Annotated in this window: 17 protein-coding genes; 12 read left to right on the top strand and 5 right to left on the bottom strand. The window is 41.8% G+C overall.

Annotation, left to right across the window (positions count from 1 at the left end; genetic code table 11):
• Positions 1–128 precede the first annotated feature (128 nt).
• Positions 129–758 carry a pseudouridine synthase gene (locus FLL46_RS11745; RefSeq protein WP_142893718.1) on the top strand — a complete coding sequence of 210 codons (630 nt, stop codon included), beginning with the start codon at positions 129–131 and terminating at the stop codon, positions 756–758.
• 998 nt (positions 759–1756) lie between these two features.
• A complete protein-coding gene (locus FLL46_RS11740; RefSeq protein WP_142893717.1) occupies positions 1757–4678 on the top strand; it encodes a M14 family zinc carboxypeptidase in 2922 nt (973 codons plus the stop codon).
• Between the two features lie 211 nt (positions 4679–4889).
• On the opposite strand, the gene FLL46_RS11735 is transcribed toward FLL46_RS11740, so the two are convergent.
• The 4 genes from FLL46_RS11735 to FLL46_RS26955 form a co-directional block, all read right to left on the bottom strand.
• Positions 4890–6968 carry a M14 family zinc carboxypeptidase gene (locus FLL46_RS11735; protein WP_142893716.1) on the bottom strand — a complete coding sequence of 693 codons (2079 nt, stop codon included), beginning with the start codon at positions 6966–6968 and terminating at the stop codon, positions 4890–4892.
• 212 nt (positions 6969–7180) lie between these two features.
• Positions 7181–8329 (bottom strand): GNAT family N-acetyltransferase, encoded by a 1149-nt coding sequence (locus FLL46_RS11730; protein ID WP_142893715.1) that lies wholly within the window; start codon positions 8327–8329, stop codon positions 7181–7183.
• Between the two features lie 101 nt (positions 8330–8430).
• On the bottom strand, positions 8431–8682 hold the full coding sequence (locus FLL46_RS11725; protein WP_142893714.1) for a hypothetical protein: 252 nt from the start codon (positions 8680–8682) through the stop codon (positions 8431–8433).
• A gap of 12 nt (positions 8683–8694) precedes the next feature.
• Complete coding sequence (locus FLL46_RS26955) at positions 8695–8862, bottom strand: hypothetical protein (RefSeq protein ID WP_168204140.1); 168 nt, start codon at positions 8860–8862, stop codon at positions 8695–8697.
• Positions 8863–9885: 1023 nt separating this feature from the next.
• Here FLL46_RS26955 and FLL46_RS11720 point away from each other — a divergent pair.
• The 10 genes from FLL46_RS11720 to trhP all read left to right on the top strand — a co-directional run bounded on the left by FLL46_RS11720 (position 9886) and on the right by trhP (position 18323).
• Positions 9886–10434: a rhodanese-like domain-containing protein gene (locus FLL46_RS11720; RefSeq protein ID WP_142893713.1), complete on the top strand. Its 549-nt coding sequence runs from the start codon at positions 9886–9888 to the stop codon at positions 10432–10434.
• A 130-nt stretch (positions 10435–10564) separates the two neighbouring features.
• The gene (locus FLL46_RS11715) at positions 10565–11689 is read left to right on the top strand and encodes a cytochrome-c peroxidase (protein WP_142893712.1); all 1125 of its coding nucleotides are present in this window, start codon (positions 10565–10567) and stop codon (positions 11687–11689) included.
• Positions 11686–12750 (top strand): metallophosphoesterase family protein, encoded by a 1065-nt coding sequence (locus FLL46_RS11710; protein WP_142893711.1) that lies wholly within the window; start codon positions 11686–11688, stop codon positions 12748–12750. The genes FLL46_RS11715 and FLL46_RS11710 overlap by 4 nt, the downstream gene beginning before the upstream one ends.
• Positions 12751–12764: 14 nt before the next feature.
• On the top strand, positions 12765–13160 hold the full coding sequence (locus tag FLL46_RS11705) for a c-type cytochrome (protein ID WP_142893710.1): 396 nt from the start codon (positions 12765–12767) through the stop codon (positions 13158–13160).
• A 262-nt stretch (positions 13161–13422) separates the two neighbouring features.
• Positions 13423–14130, top strand: a complete 708-nt coding sequence (locus FLL46_RS11700) for a DUF445 domain-containing protein (RefSeq protein ID WP_142893709.1) — start codon at positions 13423–13425, stop codon at positions 14128–14130.
• Positions 14131–14242: 112 nt separating this feature from the next.
• Positions 14243–14845 carry a Yip1 family protein gene (locus tag FLL46_RS11695; RefSeq protein ID WP_168204139.1) on the top strand — a complete coding sequence of 201 codons (603 nt, stop codon included), beginning with the start codon at positions 14243–14245 and terminating at the stop codon, positions 14843–14845.
• A gap of 212 nt (positions 14846–15057) precedes the next feature.
• Complete coding sequence (gene ccoS / locus FLL46_RS11690) at positions 15058–15312, top strand: cbb3-type cytochrome oxidase assembly protein CcoS (protein ID WP_142893707.1); 255 nt, start codon at positions 15058–15060, stop codon at positions 15310–15312.
• Entirely contained in the window at positions 15312–16031 is a 720-nt protein-coding gene (locus tag FLL46_RS11685) for a DUF2057 family protein (protein ID WP_142893706.1), read from the top strand. The genes ccoS and FLL46_RS11685 overlap by 1 nt, the downstream gene beginning before the upstream one ends.
• A gap of 51 nt (positions 16032–16082) precedes the next feature.
• On the top strand, positions 16083–16766 hold the full coding sequence (locus tag FLL46_RS11680) for a sulfite exporter TauE/SafE family protein (protein WP_142893705.1): 684 nt from the start codon (positions 16083–16085) through the stop codon (positions 16764–16766).
• Positions 16767–16997: 231 nt separating this feature from the next.
• Entirely contained in the window at positions 16998–18323 is a 1326-nt protein-coding gene (trhP, locus tag FLL46_RS11675) for a prephenate-dependent tRNA uridine(34) hydroxylase TrhP (RefSeq protein WP_142893704.1), read from the top strand.
• Between the two features lie 36 nt (positions 18324–18359).
• On the opposite strand, the gene FLL46_RS11670 is transcribed toward trhP, so the two are convergent.
• Positions 18360–19571 carry an alginate export family protein gene (locus FLL46_RS11670; RefSeq protein ID WP_142893703.1) on the bottom strand — a complete coding sequence of 404 codons (1212 nt, stop codon included), beginning with the start codon at positions 19569–19571 and terminating at the stop codon, positions 18360–18362.
• Positions 19572–19734 lie beyond the last annotated feature (163 nt).

The following is a 19734-nucleotide window of genomic DNA, read 5'->3' as shown; positions in this document are numbered from 1 at the left end:
TAAAAAGCGCCCTTTTTCCTAGTCTGTAAGGTTATTTGAGAATGAAAAACAAGCGCTTTATTGATCTGGCTACAAATTAGAGCAAGTTTAGATTAGAATTTCTCTCTTTGCACTAAGATCCCTACCCCATGACCCGTCGTCGCGCTATTAAACAGTCTTCTAACCAATTCAAAAAAACCAGGAAAGCGACGCCAAAAGAAACTCTTCTGCTCCTGTTCAACAAGCCTTTTAACACCTTATGCCAATTTACAGGAGAAGCAGGCGACTCAACGCTGGCTGACTATATCTCCACCAAAAACGTCTACCCTGCCGGTCGATTAGATAAAGACTCGGAAGGGTTACTGCTGTTAACCAATAACGGCCCGCTTCAACATAAAATTAGTCATCCGAAATACAAGCAACCGAAAACCTACTGGGTTCAGGTTGAAGGCGAAATTACCGAAGAGGCTCTGAATCAGCTTTGTAAAGGTGTTGTTTTAAAAGACGGGCTGACCAAACCCGCCAATGCCAGAAGCCTTAATCTTGAGCAAGAAGATCTGCAGTTGTGGGATCGCGACCCGCCGGTGAGATTTCGGAAGAATATACCGACTAGTTGGATAGAGTTGACCATTAAAGAAGGGAAAAATCGGCAGGTTCGGCGGATGACAGCGGCGGTTGGGTTTCCGACTTTGCGGTTGGTTAGGGTTGCGGTTGGGGATTGGTGGGTTGATGGTTTGGCGCCGGGGGAGTTTAAAGTTGTTTCTGGTAGTTCGTTTTGATTTTGTATTCATTTTCTTTTTTTAAGGGCGGTTTCGCATCGCTGCGCTTGCATGCGAGTTACTTTTTTCAAGAGCAAAAAAAGTAACCAAAAATGCCCGTACGCTTAGCCGCTAGGCAACGCGAATACGCTGGTCATCGAATCTATAATTCTTCTTTTGCGCCTACCCACTCGTTTTTAATGGGCTTCCTGCCAATGACTGTTTGTGAGTTGAGACCATTTTTAATTTAGGGGATTTATTTTTTAGGTCAAGGGCGGTTTCGCACCGCTTTGCTTGCATGCGAGTTACTTTTTTCAAGAGCAAAAAAAGTAACCAAAAATGCCGTACGCTTGGCCGCTAGGCAACGCGAATACACTGGTCATCGAATCTATAATTGTTCTTTTGCGCCTACCCACTCGTTTTTAATGGGCTTCCTGCCAATGACTGTTAATAGGTAAGATTATCAGACGGGCTCTGGAAACTAAAAACAGACAAAAATCTGCTGGCAATTAAATAGAACCTTAGTAGTTTCTTCGCCCAGCGGCTATAACGGTCTTGTGGAATTCATGACTCATTGGATAAAGCGGAAAAATGTTTGAGGGAACCGAGTTTTTTTCCGCCCAATGAGTCGCTTTCAACAAGAAAGGACAGCAAAGGCTTACCAATTCTATCAACACGCAACAAATTAGTTATCTTCAGCGAAAAAGCCCTTTTGGTTACTTTTGTGGCTTTGGACAAAAGTAACTCGCATGCAAGCAAAGCGATGCGAAACCGCCCTTAAAATTCCCTAAATTCCCAACAACAAACCAAACTCTCAGAACGAGATATTATCTCAAAAAATTAACTCAACATGCTTCAAAATCCCCTCAAAAAATTCCCCCCCTTTACCATTTGACGCTGACGCAAACACAGTGATACTGTCAACGCTTAACTTGACCAAAGCGTTAACCCCACTTTGGCTCTAACGCGTCAATCCACAAAAAAATGCGCAACAAATTAGAATTAAAAAAGGAATAATAATGATTGAATACCTATTAAGGCGACTCGCCTTTTTACTGATTCTGGCAATAAGCACAACAAGCTTCGCCGGCATAAAAATGAAACCAACACCTCTAACAGGTCTTGATTATTCCAAAAAACTCCTAAGTGGAAATTACGACGCAGCAATCCCAACGCCCGAATCATTGCTCGGCTTTCCCGTTGGTCAGCGCACGGCAACACCAACACAAATTGTTAACAGTATTCAAACCTGGGAACAATCGAGCGACAAAATAAAGCTCGTAGAATACGCCAGGTCACACGAAAATAGACCTTTGTACTACGCTATTATTTCTACCCCTGCCAACCTGGCAAAAATCGATGATATCAAAAATGATCTCGCTCAATTAGCTAACCCAAAAGGTCTCAACGCCGCCAACGCAAAAAAAATTATTGACCGGTTACCAGCTGTCGCGTGGATGGCCTACTCTATTCATGGTAATGAATCTTCTGGTGCAGATGCTTCGCTAGCAGCAATCTATCATCTGATTGCTTCTCAAGAAAATGACGTAGCGGACTTACTCAGCAAAAGTGTGATCATCATTGATCCTTCAATGAACCCTGACGGTCGTGCGCGCTTTACCAAAGCCCTTGAGCAAAACCGGGGCATTGCACCCAATGTCGATGACCAATCCATGCTTCATTCCGGACTGTGGCCCTATGGGCGAACCAATCACTACTTATTTGACTTAAACCGCGACTTTATTCTCGGCGTACACCCTGAAACAGTTGGACGGGTAAAAGCCATCAACCAATGGCATCCTCAATTAATGATCGACGGACACGAAATGGGCGCACAGTCCACCTACTTATTCGCGCCGGCGAGAGAACCCATCAACAAAAACCTGTCGAAATATTCAAAAAAGTGGGGAAATATTTTTGCCAAAGAGCAAGCAGGCGCTTTCGATAGTCATAATTGGCCCTACTACACTGGAGAATGGTTTGAAAACCTCTATCCCGGTTACTCTAGCTATGCAGAATTTCGTGGGAGCATTCATATTTTATATGAGCAGGCGCGTATGTCCGAGGATGGCGTTCGCCAGCGCAACAACAGAATTCTCACTTATCAAGAAGCGGTACACCACCAGCTAATCAGTACGTTAGCCAATTTAAAAACATTAGTTAACAACTCGAAAGAAATCTATCGTGATTACTTAGCCGACCGACGTAAAAACGTTTCAGCCGATAGCCAATTTGCCAACATAAGCTACGCAATTTTACCAACTAAAAATCGTAAGCGCTGGCTTGGGTTTATTCGCTTGATGGAATTACAAGGGTTTGAACTTTTTACTACCACTAAATCGACTTCCTTTTCCAACGCTAAGAATCAACTGGGAGAAACTGTTACCGCCGAGTTACCAAAAGGTACTTTAATCATTCGAAATCGCCAACCAGAAGCTCGTCTGCTAGCAGCAATGTTGGAGTTTGATGCGCAAATAGACGATGCAGTATTGATCGAAGAACGGCAGAAAGTTTTACGTGATGGTTCAAGTTTAATGTATGACACAACCGCCTGGAATCTCACAATGATGCACGGCGTTGAAGCTTTCACAATTCCTACCTATATTAACGCGAATTTAAAAGCTTACGAAAAAAGTGAACCACCGAAATCAATTACCCAAAAACCAAACTCTATCGCTTATGTAGTTGACGGTGCTGATGACGCCTCGGTTGGTTTTGCAGCGAGACTATTAGAACAAGGATTAAAGGTTCGCGTCATTGATCGCCAAGCGAAACTTGACGATACCGATTTTTCCCGAGGCTCGGTAGTAGTTTACCGATATGACAACGAATTTTTCCACGGTAATCTTGATGCAATTGTAGAGTCAACCGCAAAAGAAATGTCGGTTCACGCACAAGCCATTGTGAGTGGTTTAGGCGATGGCGATTTACCCGATATTGGCGGGTCATATTTTCGCTTACTAGAAAAGCCGAAAATTGCGATTTTAACGCAAGGTGGCATTAACACTTATGACTATGGAGCAATCTGGCATAGCATCGAGTCAAACCTGGGCATTCGACACTCCCACCTGGATCTGGGGACTTTCGGTTACAACGATTTGCGGCGATATAACACCCTCGTTATCCCTGATCGTTTTTATGGAAAACTTGAAAAAAATGAAATCAAAATCCTCGATACCTGGGTTAAAGCCGGCGGTACATTAATCGCCATCGATGGTTCAATTCCTGCGTTAGTTGCTCCCTCCGTCAAATTTAGTAGTGTTCGCCAGTTAAACAAAACATTTAAAGATATTGATCAGTACGACCTGTCTCTGCGACAAGAATGGTTGGCTCAACAAAATGAATATGATGTTATCAAGGATATCTGGTCTCATAACGCGGCCGAAAAAATTGAATATCCCTGGTCAGACGTAAAGCCACCAGCAAATGAAAAAACACTCAAAAAACAAGATGAATGGCTGAGTAAGTTTATGCCTTCAGGCGCAATTGTCGCTGCTAGAAGTGATAAGAAACACTGGTTAAGTTATGGGGTGGGAGAAATGTTGCCTGTTCTGGTTTCAAATAATCCAATACTCATGTCTGACTCAAAATCAGAAGCCGTTGTTCGTTTGGGTGTTTATAAAGAAATGGATAAAAGTGTCTGGCAAAAAGTATTGGCTTCGTTTAAGAATAAGCCAGTTTCTAGAAAAGTTGGTTGGTCAAGTTTACCAGATGAATACGAATTAAAATTGCGAATGAGCGGTTTACTCTGGCCAGAAGCCAGTCAACGCATGGCTAATTCAGCCTACCTTACCCGTGAAAGAAAGGGGAACGGTCAAATTATTTTGTTTGCCAGTCAGCCAGTATTTCGAGGCTCAACTCTGGCGACCAATCGACTTTTACTTAACGCACTTGTTTATGGGCCCGGACTAGGAACAAAAACAGTCATCAGTAATTTATAAAGTTAAAAGTGTTTTAATCAAAAAACGGTGTTTACATATTTTAACTATAATATGATTGAGAGCAGGTGATTTTATTCAGCCATTTGTTGGGTGTCGTTCCTCGACCCAACCTACATTTATTTCAATATTGCCAATTTTCGTAGGTTGGGTTGACGCAGGAAACCCAACAACATTCTCAATGGAAGAACACTTTTCCAAAATCAAAGAATGACTATCTTTTCCGCCTTTTTCTTAACAACCAAAGTCCTGCAAGCGCAGCGTTTAACCATATAATTAATCCTCCACCAGAGCTACTGGCCGGTGGCGTTGTTGGAGGTGTCGGCGGTGTAACCACAACAGGCTCACTAACTGTTAGCTGGGCACTTTTTTCCGCGCTACTTCCCGCATTATCTGTAATTTTCAGTGTGATATTTTTATCACCGGCTTCACCGAAAGTATGGCTGATGGTTTCCCCTGTTCCCTGGTTTCCATCGTGAAAATCCCACTCAAAACTGACAATATTTCCATCGGTATCACTGCTATTTGACGCGTCAAAGTCACACTTCAAATCTGTACATTGATGGGTAAACTCAGGTGTCGGCGAATTATTCTGAGAAATATTAATAAACGCCGCACTCGGTACGCCGACTTTACCGTTACCGTCATAAGCTCTGACAAACAGCATGTGTTGGCCTTGAGTGAGTGTCGACGTATCTATTTGTCCTTTAATCACTTCTACGCCTGAATTTAAATTTCCATCGGTTTCGGTTAACTCTATAATATTCGCGGCGGCTTCCCATATCGGTGTATCAATCGAGTACTCGATGCGACTCACTGTTCGACCATTGGCAGATAGTTTCGTTTGAACCGCGCTCGCAGTCGCAGCAAGTTCAATTGGGGCTCCCTGGGTGATTGATATGGTGTCTTCAGCGCCATTAAGCTCAATTTTGGTGACTTCCGGCCCATAAGCTAAAAGGTAAGGCGCGGCGGCAACTTTTGCTGAATAGACCAGTGCCGGTAAATTATCGGGTTTGATCTTATTTTGATAAACAGAACATTGTTGAAAGAAATTAGTTCCCAATTCGAAAGTTAATGCAGCGATACCTAACTCGCCATAACTCACATCATCACTGGTTCCATCGGTCGGATACAAACCAACACTTTGTTGCGGTGTGTACCCGTTGAAAAACGCCAATTTATTACCGAGTGCAACAAAGCCCGAATTATTCGGCGATATCCTGTCAGTGTGGCCATAGGGCCATAAAACCAGCTCGCTATAACTGTGAATATCCAGATGCATTCCAGGCGTGTCCTGAGGTGCGCCGTCTTGCTCGTTGGGCCCACGAGCATCAGGAAATAACCCTCGGATATAATCAGAAACCGCTTTAGTTTCAGGCTCAGACTCTGCAGATGCTCCTCGGAAAGTTTCATCACACTCATTACCACTTGAACCATTGGCAGTAGTATTCCAGAAAAAAGCAAAGTTTCGATTGAGATCAACACCGACACTGTTATTGGCGCAATGATTCTGATTGGTATTTTTGCGCTGATAAACACCGCTTTCTGCAATTTTTCGACCATCTGGATTCATATGGAAAAGCAGGTGAATTTCGCGGTGATCAACAATCCATTGAATATCAGCATTGCTACTATATTCATTGAGTAACTGTTTGGCAAAGTCGAGTGTTAACGCGGCTGGCGTATACTCACGAGCATGCATGGCGCTGTGGATAAATAACTTTGGCTTTTCTCCAGAAATATTTTTATTGGTAATTTTTAAAACCATTAAATCATAACCGCCCTGATTATTGGTTTTTTGCCAGGAATCACCAATATCAATCCATTCGCTGAGCTGAGAATGGGTAGCCGCCAAATCCGCCGCTTGTTGGTATGTTTCTTCCACCGTCGCATAACATTCATAACCTGGAATACCCGCGACTTGCTTACCATTTTTTGCCGATGAAATTTTTTCTTTTAGCTGCTGCTGAAAAGCGGCATACTTTTTTTGCCAATTATTCGCGGGCTTAATCGAGAAGTGTTCGGCTTTAAGACGAGCGATCTCCGCATCACTCAAATCGGCGATGATGTAACCTTCTGCATAGTTAGTTTCAAGAATCGCATGATGGAATGAGATCGCAATTTTACGCGCTATCGCAGGGTCAGCCACCTCAACTCGAGAAGCATTTATCGGTTGGAGGGTCGAAGCCGTCGCATAAAAACTTGTGACAGTCGCGGTGCAGATTGCAGCTGACGCCACCGACATTCTAAGTAACTCAGTCACTTTTCTTCTCAAGCTGGTATTTTTTCTCATTATTAATCAGGTCCGCTTTTGACGATGTTTGTAGTGTTAAGTAATTGTGTTTAACAGTCGCAGTTTATTTAAACGACTTTGATAGTTTCATCGTAAAAATTCTGTAGAAAATAACAAGGTAATATTACCGATAACGAGGTTTAAAATGTTGGTTTTTATAGCAAAATGTAGCTTTATGTTGCATTTTGCCAACTTGATTTAGAGTTTATTTGTCAGGTCGACTTATATGGTAGTCGTTCTGTCAGTTGCTCTATCAACTCGTTAACGTGAGTTAACTCTTCGCTTGTGAACTTTTTAATTGCATCACTAAAAAGTGGGTGAGAAATGAAATGATTAGAGTAGGTTTTGACCGGTTGAAAGCCACGTTGAATTTTATGCTCGCCCTGAGCGCCAGCGTCAAATAACGACAGACGATGATTAATACAATAGTCAATTCCCTGATAATAACAGAGTTCGAAATGCAAACAGTCGAATTCTGCGCGACATCCCCAATAGCGTCCGTAAAGCGATTGCTTGTCTCTAAAAAATAGCGAAGCGGCGACCATCTCATTTTGAAACCTGGCGACAGACATCACTATTTTTTCTGGCATTACTTTACCGATGGTTTCAAAAAAAGCCTGGTTAAGATAACCATCATGCCCACTTCTTTTCGCGTAAGTTAACTGATAAAAATAGTAAAATGAACGCCACATTTCGTCAGTTATTTGCGGCCCTTCATATAGCTCAACTTCAACATTTTGTTGCAAAACTCGACGCCGTTCTCTTTTCATATTATTGCGATGCTTCTTATTACATCGCCCTAAAAACTCATCGAAGTTCAAATATTGCTTATTCATCCAGTGATATTGAACACCGGTTCGCTGACAAACACTTAACGCTTTCAACCGATGGGACTCTTCCTGTTGTGGAAATAACAAATGCCAGGACTGAACCTGATTAGTCGTACAGAGTTGTTTCAGCGCCTTTAATATAATTGGATAAAGTGTCTCTTGATTTATACTCGAATCGAAATAAATTCGTTGTCCCGAAACTGGTGTAAACGGAATTGAAGAAACTAATTTGGGATAGTATTCCAGTCCAGACTGGTGATATGCATTTGCCCACTGAAAGTCAAAAACATACTCCCCATAACTATGATTTTTAAGATACAACGGCATCAGGGCCACTAATTCAGCGTCACGAACCAGCGTTAAATGAAACGGCTGCCAACCAGTGTCGCCGGTAGTTGCCCCTGACAGCTCAAGCGCCTCCAGGAATTCGTATTGAATAAATGGATAGTCGGTATTAACAACTCGATTCCATTGTTGTTTGGGGATTTCTGCGATGCTTCTAACAAATTGAACTTCAAACTGCTGTGACATATTGACTTAATGATTAAAGTAAAATATTCGGTTTAAATTCAGGCCGTATGAAATTAGGCGAATGATATTTCAACACAGGTAAGCGTAAATGATCCTGTCGCTTAGCGCCAGATGATTTTTATGATGAGTTTAATCATTAATTCCAAAGTTTGAATTGAAGCCCAGTCGCGAGCCATTTTTTTGGTCTCGCGACGGGTAGCTGATCGTTGAGCAGAACGAGATTTTTGATGAACAGCACTCTTTCTCATCAATGGGTGGTTTGCATAAGGGTTCCTGGGCGCAGTCTGCAATCGCGGTACGCTATTCTTGTTTGAAGAGCTTTTGCTTTTAGACTTACGTTTACTTTTAGGCATATTATCTCCTTTTTACACTTCATGATAGAACCGATTGAATTGGTTTATTTTCTTAATCACCTTTTCGTACTTATTTCGCCAATAATGTAGATAAACAAAATACCCACCTGGGCAATCGCACAAAAAACGACGTCCATTATCCACATACTCGATTGTCTCTCTGAATAAGTTTATTTCCATTAGATTTCTTCCTTAATTGTTTAAACAACAGTACCCGTTCTGTTTTGTAACCGGACCGTGTCCTCATTTTAGTTTTGTTATTTGTTTTCAAGTTAACTTTCTCCTTTGTAAAATATGGGTAAATATGAATGGTCATGAATAATCAATCAGATATTTCGACGCGACCATTAACTCACTGTCACCAATATTCTGCCAGTTAATTTGGCTAGCCATTCTATTAGTTTTCTGAAGTACCAAACGAAAAAGCCCTGACTGGATTTCCAGTCAGGGCTTCAAAGAAGTGATTTCTGACTCGAAAGGTATCTTCAAACCTTTCGAGCATTAAGCATTTGAAAGGTTTATTTAAATTGTTTTCTTTTATTAAAACCTGGCATTTCAAATACTCCTCTTAATATGAATTAAAAATTCTAGATAAACAAAATTAATGTGCCGATTTCTCAAATACAATAACCAACCGGTCAAATACAATAATCAATCTGTCAAATACAATCATCAACTTGCAAACAGAGAAATTAAGCGGCGTGCGCGCAATAATACGCCGAATATATCTTTTGTCAAATAAAATAGTAGAAGTAACATCCCGAAGTAACATTGACAAAAACTAATCCGAACTTGCTGCGACTCATCTCAAAACTGCTAACTAACATTTCAATTAATACGAAAAACCTTACTTTATCCAATAAAAAATTCTCTCAAAGAGATAAAAAATATGACCAAGCATATCTCTATCGAACTCATAAAGAAAATATATTTGTTGACGATGCTACCCTATATTATTCTAATTTTCGAAACCTTAAACTTACTCTGACAGTGGGGTATTTCAGCGGTTGCTTTTATTCAGTTCAATATTCTTTATTGAAACCAGTTGTCTTTGGTGAAATTAGTGTCTTTGGCGAAATGAGTTGTCTTTGCCGAAACTATTTCATTGTAACTGGATAGCAAATACACCGGATATTATTGAAGTCGATGTTACGAAAATATTAGTCAGACAAGCTAAACACAATAAACAAATGAGAGGCTACTATGTCGCACTTGTTTTACCTATTGTTTACAGTCATCCCTGTCGCATTGTTGGCTAATACATCTGTCGCTTCTGAACAAAGTTCACATCGACAAGAAATTAATTCACCTGTTAAACTCTCCAAAAATACTAGTAACTCTTCCGTGATATCAGCTAAACAAACAGGTCGAAAATCAAATCAGAAAATCGACTTAAGTTCCGTTCAAAAGCAAAAATCGGAATCAGCATTCAGCCCGATAGAAACAGCGCTTCTTTTATCTTACCTCACAAATAAAAACACTTTTACTCTGATTGATGCACGTTCAACAGAAGAGTTTTCTCATTCCCATGTACAAGGGGCGATTAATGTGCCACTTCAAGCTGTCAACCTTGAAAACTCTCAACTACCTGAAGATAAAAATAAGCTCATATTAGTTTATTGCAAAACGGGGAAAAGAGCATCAAAGGTCGCACAAAGCCTGATTTCTCTCGGGTATGACAATGTTAAGGTTTTACCCGCCAAACAGCTGATGTTCAAAAATAATCTGGTCGTTTTTAACTGCGGTGTTTAGTCGGCAAGCTTTCAAATTATGAAACCTCTGCCAGCTTAAAATCAGGACTGCTCAGCAACCGGCGTTACGCTACTCAGTCACAACCGGTTGCTTCATTAAAAGTTCTGCAACTTCTTAAAAGGAGGCACAAATGAAAAAAAAGATTTTATTTCTCTTCGCGCTGTTCCCGATATTATCCATTGCAGAACCGCTGGGATTACCTAAGTTGCCGGTCCCGTCGGATAATCCGCAAACGCCGGAAAAAATAGCCCTTGGGGATAGGCTTTTTAACGACATTCGATTCAGCTCTACCGGTAAGGTCAGCTGTGCAACTTGCCACGCTCCCGATAAAGCGTTTACCGATAGTCCTTTGCCAGTTTCCGTTGGGATCAATAACTTAACCGGCACACGCAATGCACCAACGGTTTTAAATGCAGCTTACAATCAAACTCAATTTTGGGATGGGCGTTCACCTGACCTGGAAGATCAGGCACAGCACCCTTTTCTAAATCCGGTTGAAATGGGGCTTGCTACTCACCAGCCTATTCTAAAAGTAATTGCAAAGGACAAAAAGTATCAAAAAGCATTTCGAAAGGTGTTTGGTGTTTCCTCGAAAAAAATAACGATGGAGCACGTTCTCAAAGCAATTGCCGCATTTGAAAGAACGCAAATTTCCGGCAATAGTCCGTTTGATCATTATTACTTTAGCGGCAAGGAAAACGCGTTAAACGCGCAGGAAAAAAGAGGTTTTGAAGTTTTTTTAAACGAAGGTCGTTGCGTCTCTTGCCACACTATCGAACAAGACAATGCGCTATTTACTGACCATAAATTTCATAACATTGGTATCGGCGTCAATGAACTCGGAGAAAAAATTGAACCGTTAGCCAAATCATTCCTCGTCGCAAAATCGAAAGGTGCCGATGTTGATATCGCCGTATTAACTCAACCAAATACTTCTCACCTCGGGCGATTTGCGGTTAATAATCAATTGAGTGATCTCGGCGGTTTTAAGACGCCGACTTTGAGAAACATTGCACTAACTGCACCTTACATGCACGATGGTAGTCTGCAAACATTACGCGATGTGGTTGTTCATTATAATAATGGCGGCGCTTTAGATAAAAACCAGCCGATTACGCCCTATTTAAGCGGTGGCATCCGACCTCTGAATCTGTCCGAACAACAGATTGATGATCTCGTTTCATTTATGGAAAGTTTGACTTCACCAGAAATAAAAAACCAGACAAAGACAACTAATCAGGAGCACGGCTCATGAGCATATCCAGACGAAACTTTATCAAAGGCTCCTCTTCTGCACTCATTGCAGGCATGTTACCAGTGAGCATGGTCAAACTTGCTTTTGCAAAGCCGGAGCATAACTTCACTTTTGCTTATATTTCCGATTCCCATATCCAGCATATAAAAAATAATCAATTTGTCCGTAACTGGGATCAAGGCCTAAAACGCGCAGTAGCCGAAGCGAACTTACTTGACCCTAAACCTGATTTTGCCGTATTTGGCGGCGATCTGGCGCAGCTCGGTACCAAGGCAGAACTCGACCATGGCGCAGAAATTCTCAGCGGACTGCGTTATAAAAACTATATGGTTATGGGAGAGCACGACTATTACCTGGACTATGGCGAATACTGGAGTGAGCTTTACGGCAAACAGTACTACAGCTTTGACCACAAAGGTGTTCATTTTGTCGTTCTTAATAGTATTTTAACTTACGATGAATGGAATAACCGATGGGACACTGCAGAGCAGCGCATGGGAGAAATGGCTGGACTAGATAATCCAAACGGTTCTCCTTTTATGGTTGGAAAGAAACAGCTGAAGTGGTTAAAGAAGGATTTGGCTAAATATGATAAAGACACACCCGTTGTTGTGTTTTCCCACTCGCCACTGCAAAAAATTTATAAGGGCTGGAACTTCTGGACAGAAGAAGCCGAACAAATTCAAAAATTACTCAATCGTTTTGAGCAGGCTAATGTGATTTACGGCCATGTTCACCAGATACAGTACAACCAGATTGGCAATATTGCGTTTAGTTCGGTGATGTCCACTGCCTGGCCCTGGCCCTACCCTTCAACTTATGCACAGGCCGAAAGCCACTTGCCAATTCTTACCGTTCCGATGAACCGTGCCGACCCTTTTGATGAACGCGATGCCACCGGCTGGCAATTTATGAACATGCATAGTGGTCGTACTGACTTATCGTTTAATCTCTACAGCAATGATAATCGTATCCTGAAATGGAATGCCAAACGAAATCACCTGGAGGACGACAAGTACCAATACCAAAATAATCCAACAGCGCCACAAAAACACTACTAATAAGGAGAATCAATATGAAATGGTTGACTTTAATTTTGCTGATTTTTTTGGTGCCAGGCCAACGAATAGTAGCCGACGAATTTAGTGAAAAAGACGTTGAGCGTTGGCTGGCTCAATTTGAAATAGTCGCTAAAGAAGGTCGGCAATTATGGGTTAGTCCAAAGCTTGGAACCAATGGCGTTGCTTGTGCTCAATGCCATCCGAACGGCGCCAATACTCACCCGGAAACCTACCCCAAATTTCAGAAACAATTAGGCAAAGTGACCCACATCTGGGAAATGATCAATTGGTGTATTAAAAATCCTTTGGAAGGCAAATCACTTGCCGCTGATGACCCAAAAATGATCGCACTGCAAGCTTATATTTACAAAGAACGCAAAGGCGTTGCCTTGTCTCCAGGAAAGCATTAACGCTGTCTAAATGAAGGTATTCTATGAAATAGGTTCGGAGCTTGAAGATAATCGAAAGCTTAACTTCAGGTTTCGGACCATCTCGAATAACGACAGATGATTCCTGTGGCATCAATCAAACCAGCCAGTTATTGGCGCTCACACGAAGAACAATAGAACAACCCGTAAAATAGCGATAGAACCAGAAAATCGCCTACTCACTCTTATTATTTCTTGTTAGAATCCGCGCTATATTTTGTCATTTCAAACTGGATTTCGAATCGTGAACAAAAGCTTTATCACAAATTTCATCGCCTTTTGCTTAGTTCTGGTGGGTTATTTTTTACCACAACCTATTTTGCTTACCATTGGCTTATTCGCTTTTTCTGGCGCTCTGACCAACTGGCTGGCAGTTCATATGCTATTTGAGAAAGTGCCCGGGCTTTACGGTTCAGGCGTTATCCCCGCTCGATTTGAAGAGTTTAAGGCGGCGATTAAGACCATGATGATGGAACAGTTTTTCACCGATGAAAATATCGATAAATTCTTGAGTGGTGGTGAGGGCGTCCAACCCAACCTTCACCTTGAACCAGTTATCGAAAAAGTCGACCTCTCTCCCGCTTTTGATCGCCTTATCGAGGTCATTATGCAATCCTCCTTCGGCGGCATGCTCGGAATGTTTGGTGGACAGGAAGCGTTAACACCGCTGAAAGACCCCTTTATTACCAGCATGAAATCATCATTAATTGAGATGAGTCATCAACCAGAATTTATCGAGTTGTTAAAAACTGAAATCGAGCAGCCGGAAGTATTATCGGACATCAAATCAAAGGTCGACTCAATTATCGATAAACGATTATCAGAACTCACGCCGCAGCTAGTGAAACAAATAGTTCAGGAAATGATTAAGAAACACTTGGGATGGCTGGTCGTTTGGGGTGGTGTGTTTGGCGGCATTATTGGCTGGCTCTCTACCTTGCTCTCTTTTTAACCAAACACGCAAACTCTTGATTGATAATTAATTTTGCTGGTGTATTATTAATGATAAGGACCAAATTAAATAATTATAAGGGTTTATGTTGGATAAGAATGAGGAGCAAGCCATGTCACTTACAAATGCTATTGCACTACTTTATGATCCATCGAACGAGTGGCGTAAGATAAGTGAGCAAAAACAGAGTATTAGCCACATATTTTTAACTTACCTGATATTTTTCGCAGCCATTCCACCAGTTTCTGCTTTTATCGGAAGTACTTACGTTGGTTGGTCAATCGGCAACGGCGAAACCTATAAATTAACGTCGGAAAGCGCACTTTATCTCTCGGTTATAGCTTATTTCGCTATACTTAGCGCCGTGTTAGTGGTGTCGGCCTTTGTTCAATGGATGGCGAAAACTTACGGTGCCAATCCAACCATGGCAGAATGTGTTAACTTAACCGCATACAGCTGCTCGCCACTATTCCTGGTTGGCGTGCTGGGCAGTTTTCCAATTTTGTGGCTGGATATGTTATTTAGCTTGGTTGCTATCGCTTTTTCAGTCAATTTGCTTTATAAAGGCGTGCCGCAAATTATGGGAATTAATGAAGAGAAAGGCTTCCTATTTGCCAGCTCTATCCTTACGCTCTGTATGGTTAGCTTAGTGGGAATGCTTGCGATTACGATTGTCTTTTGGGGCTCAGGTATCGCGCCGGTATTTACTTCTTAATTTCGATTTTCTGAAGCGAATTAAGTTAGGTTGAAAATAAACTCAGGGTGACATCTTCTCACCCTGTTTAGGGTTTTGATTAAAAGTTGTTGATTAAAAGTTACTGATTAAAAGTCAATGAGTCAAAACATTGCTCGATGTCACCCTTGCATTAAAAGCTAAATTTAGTTGACCGTATCTACTCCATTCATCAAACACAGGAATAAAACCAATTGGACGTTATATATTGGTTAATACCACTTTCAATTGCACTACTTGTTATCGCAATTGCGATCTTTTTTTGGGCCGTTCGTACAGGGCAGTTTCAAGATCTTGACTCGCCACCAGTTGACATTTTATTTGATGATGATATCAAACAACAAAACAATACAAATTCTAAAACAATTGAATCAGATACCGATAATGTTAATCGAGCAAACGAACCATCTTCCCCAGATGATCTTCACCAAATTCCTGAGGACAGGTAATGTTTAATCAACGAGCTAATTTGAACTACCAATTTTTAAAGTTTCCGTTTTCTTCATTGTTGATAAAGGCGCTACTGATCTTATCTGTGTTTTTGTTTTCTTCGGTTCAAGCACAACCCAAACTCACCATTGCGGAAAGTTTTAATATTAAAGCGCTCAACGGTAAAAATTACCCATCAGGTTTATTGAACCAAAACAGGCAACTCAGTTTACGACCCGGCCTTAATAAATTGGCGATTGAGTTTGAAGAAGTTTATGAAGATGAAGACGGCGAAAATTTTGATATTGTCAAATCAGATCCCTATTTACTCTCCATTTATCTCGAAAAAGACGGAAACTATTTTCAACGCTTTATCAAACCCGTCGATGCTTCCGCTGCAAAACGCTATATACTTAACCCTGTATTTGAAGTGGTTAAAGGTGATCGAAATTCAAAAGTAAAATTTCAACTACGACCATTAGCCAGCGATCAAACCAGTTTTCTGATCAGCGAAACGCGCCCGCGACAAAAAGCCGCAGTGAATTTATCGCATCAAAATAAAAATTCAGGTAGTATCTCGCCGAACAATAAAGCTTCGATTTTATCAGGTGAAAATAGCCCCCAAAGGCCAATCTCGCAAGGGCGGTCAATGCCGACTAAAATGCTCCATTATTGGTGGCAACAAGCGAGCCCTGAAGAACGAAAAGCTTTTCTTCAATCAATTGAAAAAGGTCAGTGATTATTCAGAGCCATTGACCTTTATCGAAACCTAATTTGATAATTTTAAATCATGGCTGAAATTTCACTGGTTAGTGCTTTTGTTTTAGGTTTGCTCGGTGCCGGTCATTGTATCGGGATGTGCGGCGGCATCATAAGTAGTCTGTCGCTGGCGACTGCAGACCAATCGAACAAGTGGATCAGAATTACATTTTATCAAGTTGGCCGCATTCTCAGCTATTGCTTGATTGGTTTACTCGCTGGCTGGTTTGGCGCTCAAGTTAACCAACTTAGTCCACTACCAATCCTCTCAACTCTTTCAGGTATTTTACTGATATTAATGGGCTTTTACGTGAGCCGAATCTGGATGGCGCTGAGCTATCTTGAACGGCTGGGAAAATTGCTCTGGAACAAAATAAGCCCTTTAAGCCAATCATTATTTCCCGTGAAAACAACTTCTCAAGCGTTGCTTCTCGGTGCCTTGTGGGGCTGGCTTCCCTGTGGTCTGGTTTATACAAGTTTAAGCTATGCGATCACCACGGCGAATCCTTTGCACAGCAGTTTATTTATGCTTTGCTTTGGCTTAGGCACTCTGCCAGCAACACTCCTTGCAGGCGCGGCCAGTGCCACATTAAAAAACAGGCTTAACCGCCCGCCAGTGCGTTTAATCAGCGCCTTACTCTTTGTCGGGTTTGGCATTTATATTCTGTATGGTGTGTTTGCGGCGGGAGAAATGAATCACCATCATCACCATTAAAAATTAGTAATTAGTAATTGATAATTGACCTGAAGTTAATTGCTCTCGTTAGTTTCAGATTTTTATTAATTTTAGTCGCCACTTACCGGTTCAGATAATCCCTTGCTAATCACTCCTCAATTAAATCTTATTCCTCGATTATTGTCCTGGATCAATTGATTCAGTCTGTGACCCTTTATAATCTTGCCCTTTTTTGTTCAACAAACCTCCATATTACTCATTCAGGCAACTATGTTTAAACCAGAATTACTTTCACCGGCAGGCTCGCTAAAACATATGCGATACGCATTTGCTTACGGAGCAGACGCGGTCTATGCCGGACTCCCCCGTTACAGTCTGCGAGTACGCAACAACAGTTTTAATCTAGAAAACCTCAGGTTAGGTATTCAAGAGGCACAAGCACAAAATAAGCAGTTTTTTGTGGCAGTCAATATCGCCCCACATAACAGCAAAATTAAGACTTTTCTGAAAGACATTGAGCCCATTATTGCGATGAAGCCGGATGCGCTGATTATGTCCGATCCTGGCTTGATGATGATGGTCCGTGAAAAGTGGCCGGAAGCGATTATCCACTTATCAGTACAAGCCAATACCGTAAACTATGCAGCAGTAAAGTTCTGGCAATCTCAGGGAATTAAGCGCGTCATTCTTTCTCGTGAACTGTCGCTTGAAGAAGTGGCTGAAATTCGCCAGCAATGTCCTGATATAGAACTTGAAGTTTTTGTCCATGGCGCACTTTGTATTGCCTATTCAGGTCGCTGTTTACTCTCGGGTTATTTTAATCATCGCGACCCTAATCAAGGCACCTGCACCAATGCTTGCCGTTGGGGGTATGACGTACATCGCGCCGATCAAAATGAAAATGGTGATGTCCTGTTGCATCAACCACTCCCCCAACTTGGCAAAGGGGCAACCAGCGACCAACTGGTTTTGCTAGAGGAAAAACAACGACCCGGTGACTTAATGCCAATGTATGAAGATGAACACGGGACCTATATTTTTAATTCGAAAGATCTCAGAGCTATCCAGCATGTAGAAAAACTCATGGAAATCGGAGTCGATTGTTTAAAAATTGAAGGACGAACCAAGTCTTATTTTTATGCCGCAAGAACTGCGCAGGTTTATCGCCAGGCGATCGACGACGCAGCTAAAGGCGCCCCCTTCGACATGAGATTGATGGATACTTTACAAGGCATGGCGAATCGAGGATATACCGAAGGTTTTTTTCGTCGTCACGTTCATGATGATTATCAAAATTACTTAACTGGTAGCCCGCAAAAACATCATCAATTATTTGTTGGTGAAGTAATTGATAGTCGGGAAAATGCCTTGTTAATCGATGTAAAAAACCGCTTTCAAATTGGTGATCAATTGATTTACATGTCGCCAGATGGAGAACAATCGATGACGCTATCTCAAATGACAAACCAGCGAGGAGAGGCAATGGTTGTGGCACCAGGTTCAGGGCATCAGGTCTGGATTGACAAGCCAGGTAACTATAAATCTAACTACCAGTCGAACTACGGATTAATCGTAAAAAATGGCGCTATCGATTAGCGCCATTTTTAGTTCAACTATCTCGCCTGGTTATTTTTAAGGCTTATAAGTCAACATTACCCATACTTTTTCACGTGAGGCATAAGCTGCGTTATCGCTACTAAAATCCGCGTACTTAAACATCGCCGACAGGTTTTTGTTGATTTTCTTTGAGACCACAAAATCTATTTCAGTCCCTAAATCAACACCGCCCTCATCCGTTGAAAAGTCATGATAAATGGCTTTGAAATTGAAACCATTGACCTTAAAAGATCCATTGATGTACAAATCTTCAATCCCGGCAACAGGGGTTCCCAGGAACACGTCAGCCCATCCCTGAAATTTATGTAACGTCGCCAGCGAAGTAGTAAATCCCTGACCGCCCGCGGTATCTCCTCCCAGAACTTCCAGACCTGCACCAAAAGCGTAATTTTTCTGCTGATATTTAGCATCTAAAAGAAAGTAATCCGCGTCATAATCGTTAGGATTATTGCCGCCATCAGATTGAGAGGCATACTCTACTGCGTAAGCAAAGTTACCTGCCTTTCCACTGTAGCGAACACCGAATGTATCATTTGAAAGACCGGCAGCCGCTTCATTATCAATCTGAAAGTAATATGCCGACAAAGTACCATTTCCTAGCCCTTTATAGTCAAGATTTACCAGGTTGGTATCGTGACGGTGATCACCACCGTCAACATCATCCCCAAAAATCCGATTGACGTTAAATACGTGGGCAAACGAGAGTTTAAAATCTTCAGCAAACTCAGAGTTCAGGGTAAGACTGTCATAGGTTTGTTCATTCTGTCGCCAGCCGACCCCGCCGACAAATCGCTGATTACCAATCAAAATTCTTTGGCGACCATAGGCCACACTGGTATTATCGCCACGATATCTCACAAATGCCTGATTTAAGTCAGTTCCTTCAGGATCGGCAACAACCGCGTGATTGGTTGTATCCGGCGTATTTCCAGCGCCAGCATTATAATCGTCCCATCCAACTACACTCACGTTATCGAACTCAATCAAGGTATCAAATTGAGATGACCAACTGGTTTTAACCGTCGCGCGCGTTTTCAGGGTTGAGGCTTCTGCTTTTTCAAGCGATCCTTCTTGATCAACGGTTTCGATTCGATAACGAAAACTCACGTCAACGGTACTACTAATCCCCTCAGCAATCCCCTTTTGTTCTTCATTAGCATGGACTCCCATTGACATAACAGCTAGTACACACGCAGCGATTCTATTTTTGTTGAACTGAAACTTCATTACACATCCCCTCAAAAGGATATATACCCGTGCTACTTCAAAATGCAGATTTCAGCGTGACAAGAAGCCATTCTATTTGAGGCATGATGGCGCCGGATTAGTCATTCTAATTCAAGCTATCATAACGACAAAGAGGATGGCTTCTTGCCTCGCCCTTTGGGAG

The sequence above is a fragment of the Aliikangiella coralliicola genome (genome assembly GCF_007004725.1).
GTDB lineage: Bacteria > Pseudomonadota > Gammaproteobacteria > Enterobacterales > Kangiellaceae > Aliikangiella > Aliikangiella coralliicola.
Note: the sequence above shows the minus strand (reverse complement) of the source record. Positions and strands in the feature narration are given on the sequence as shown.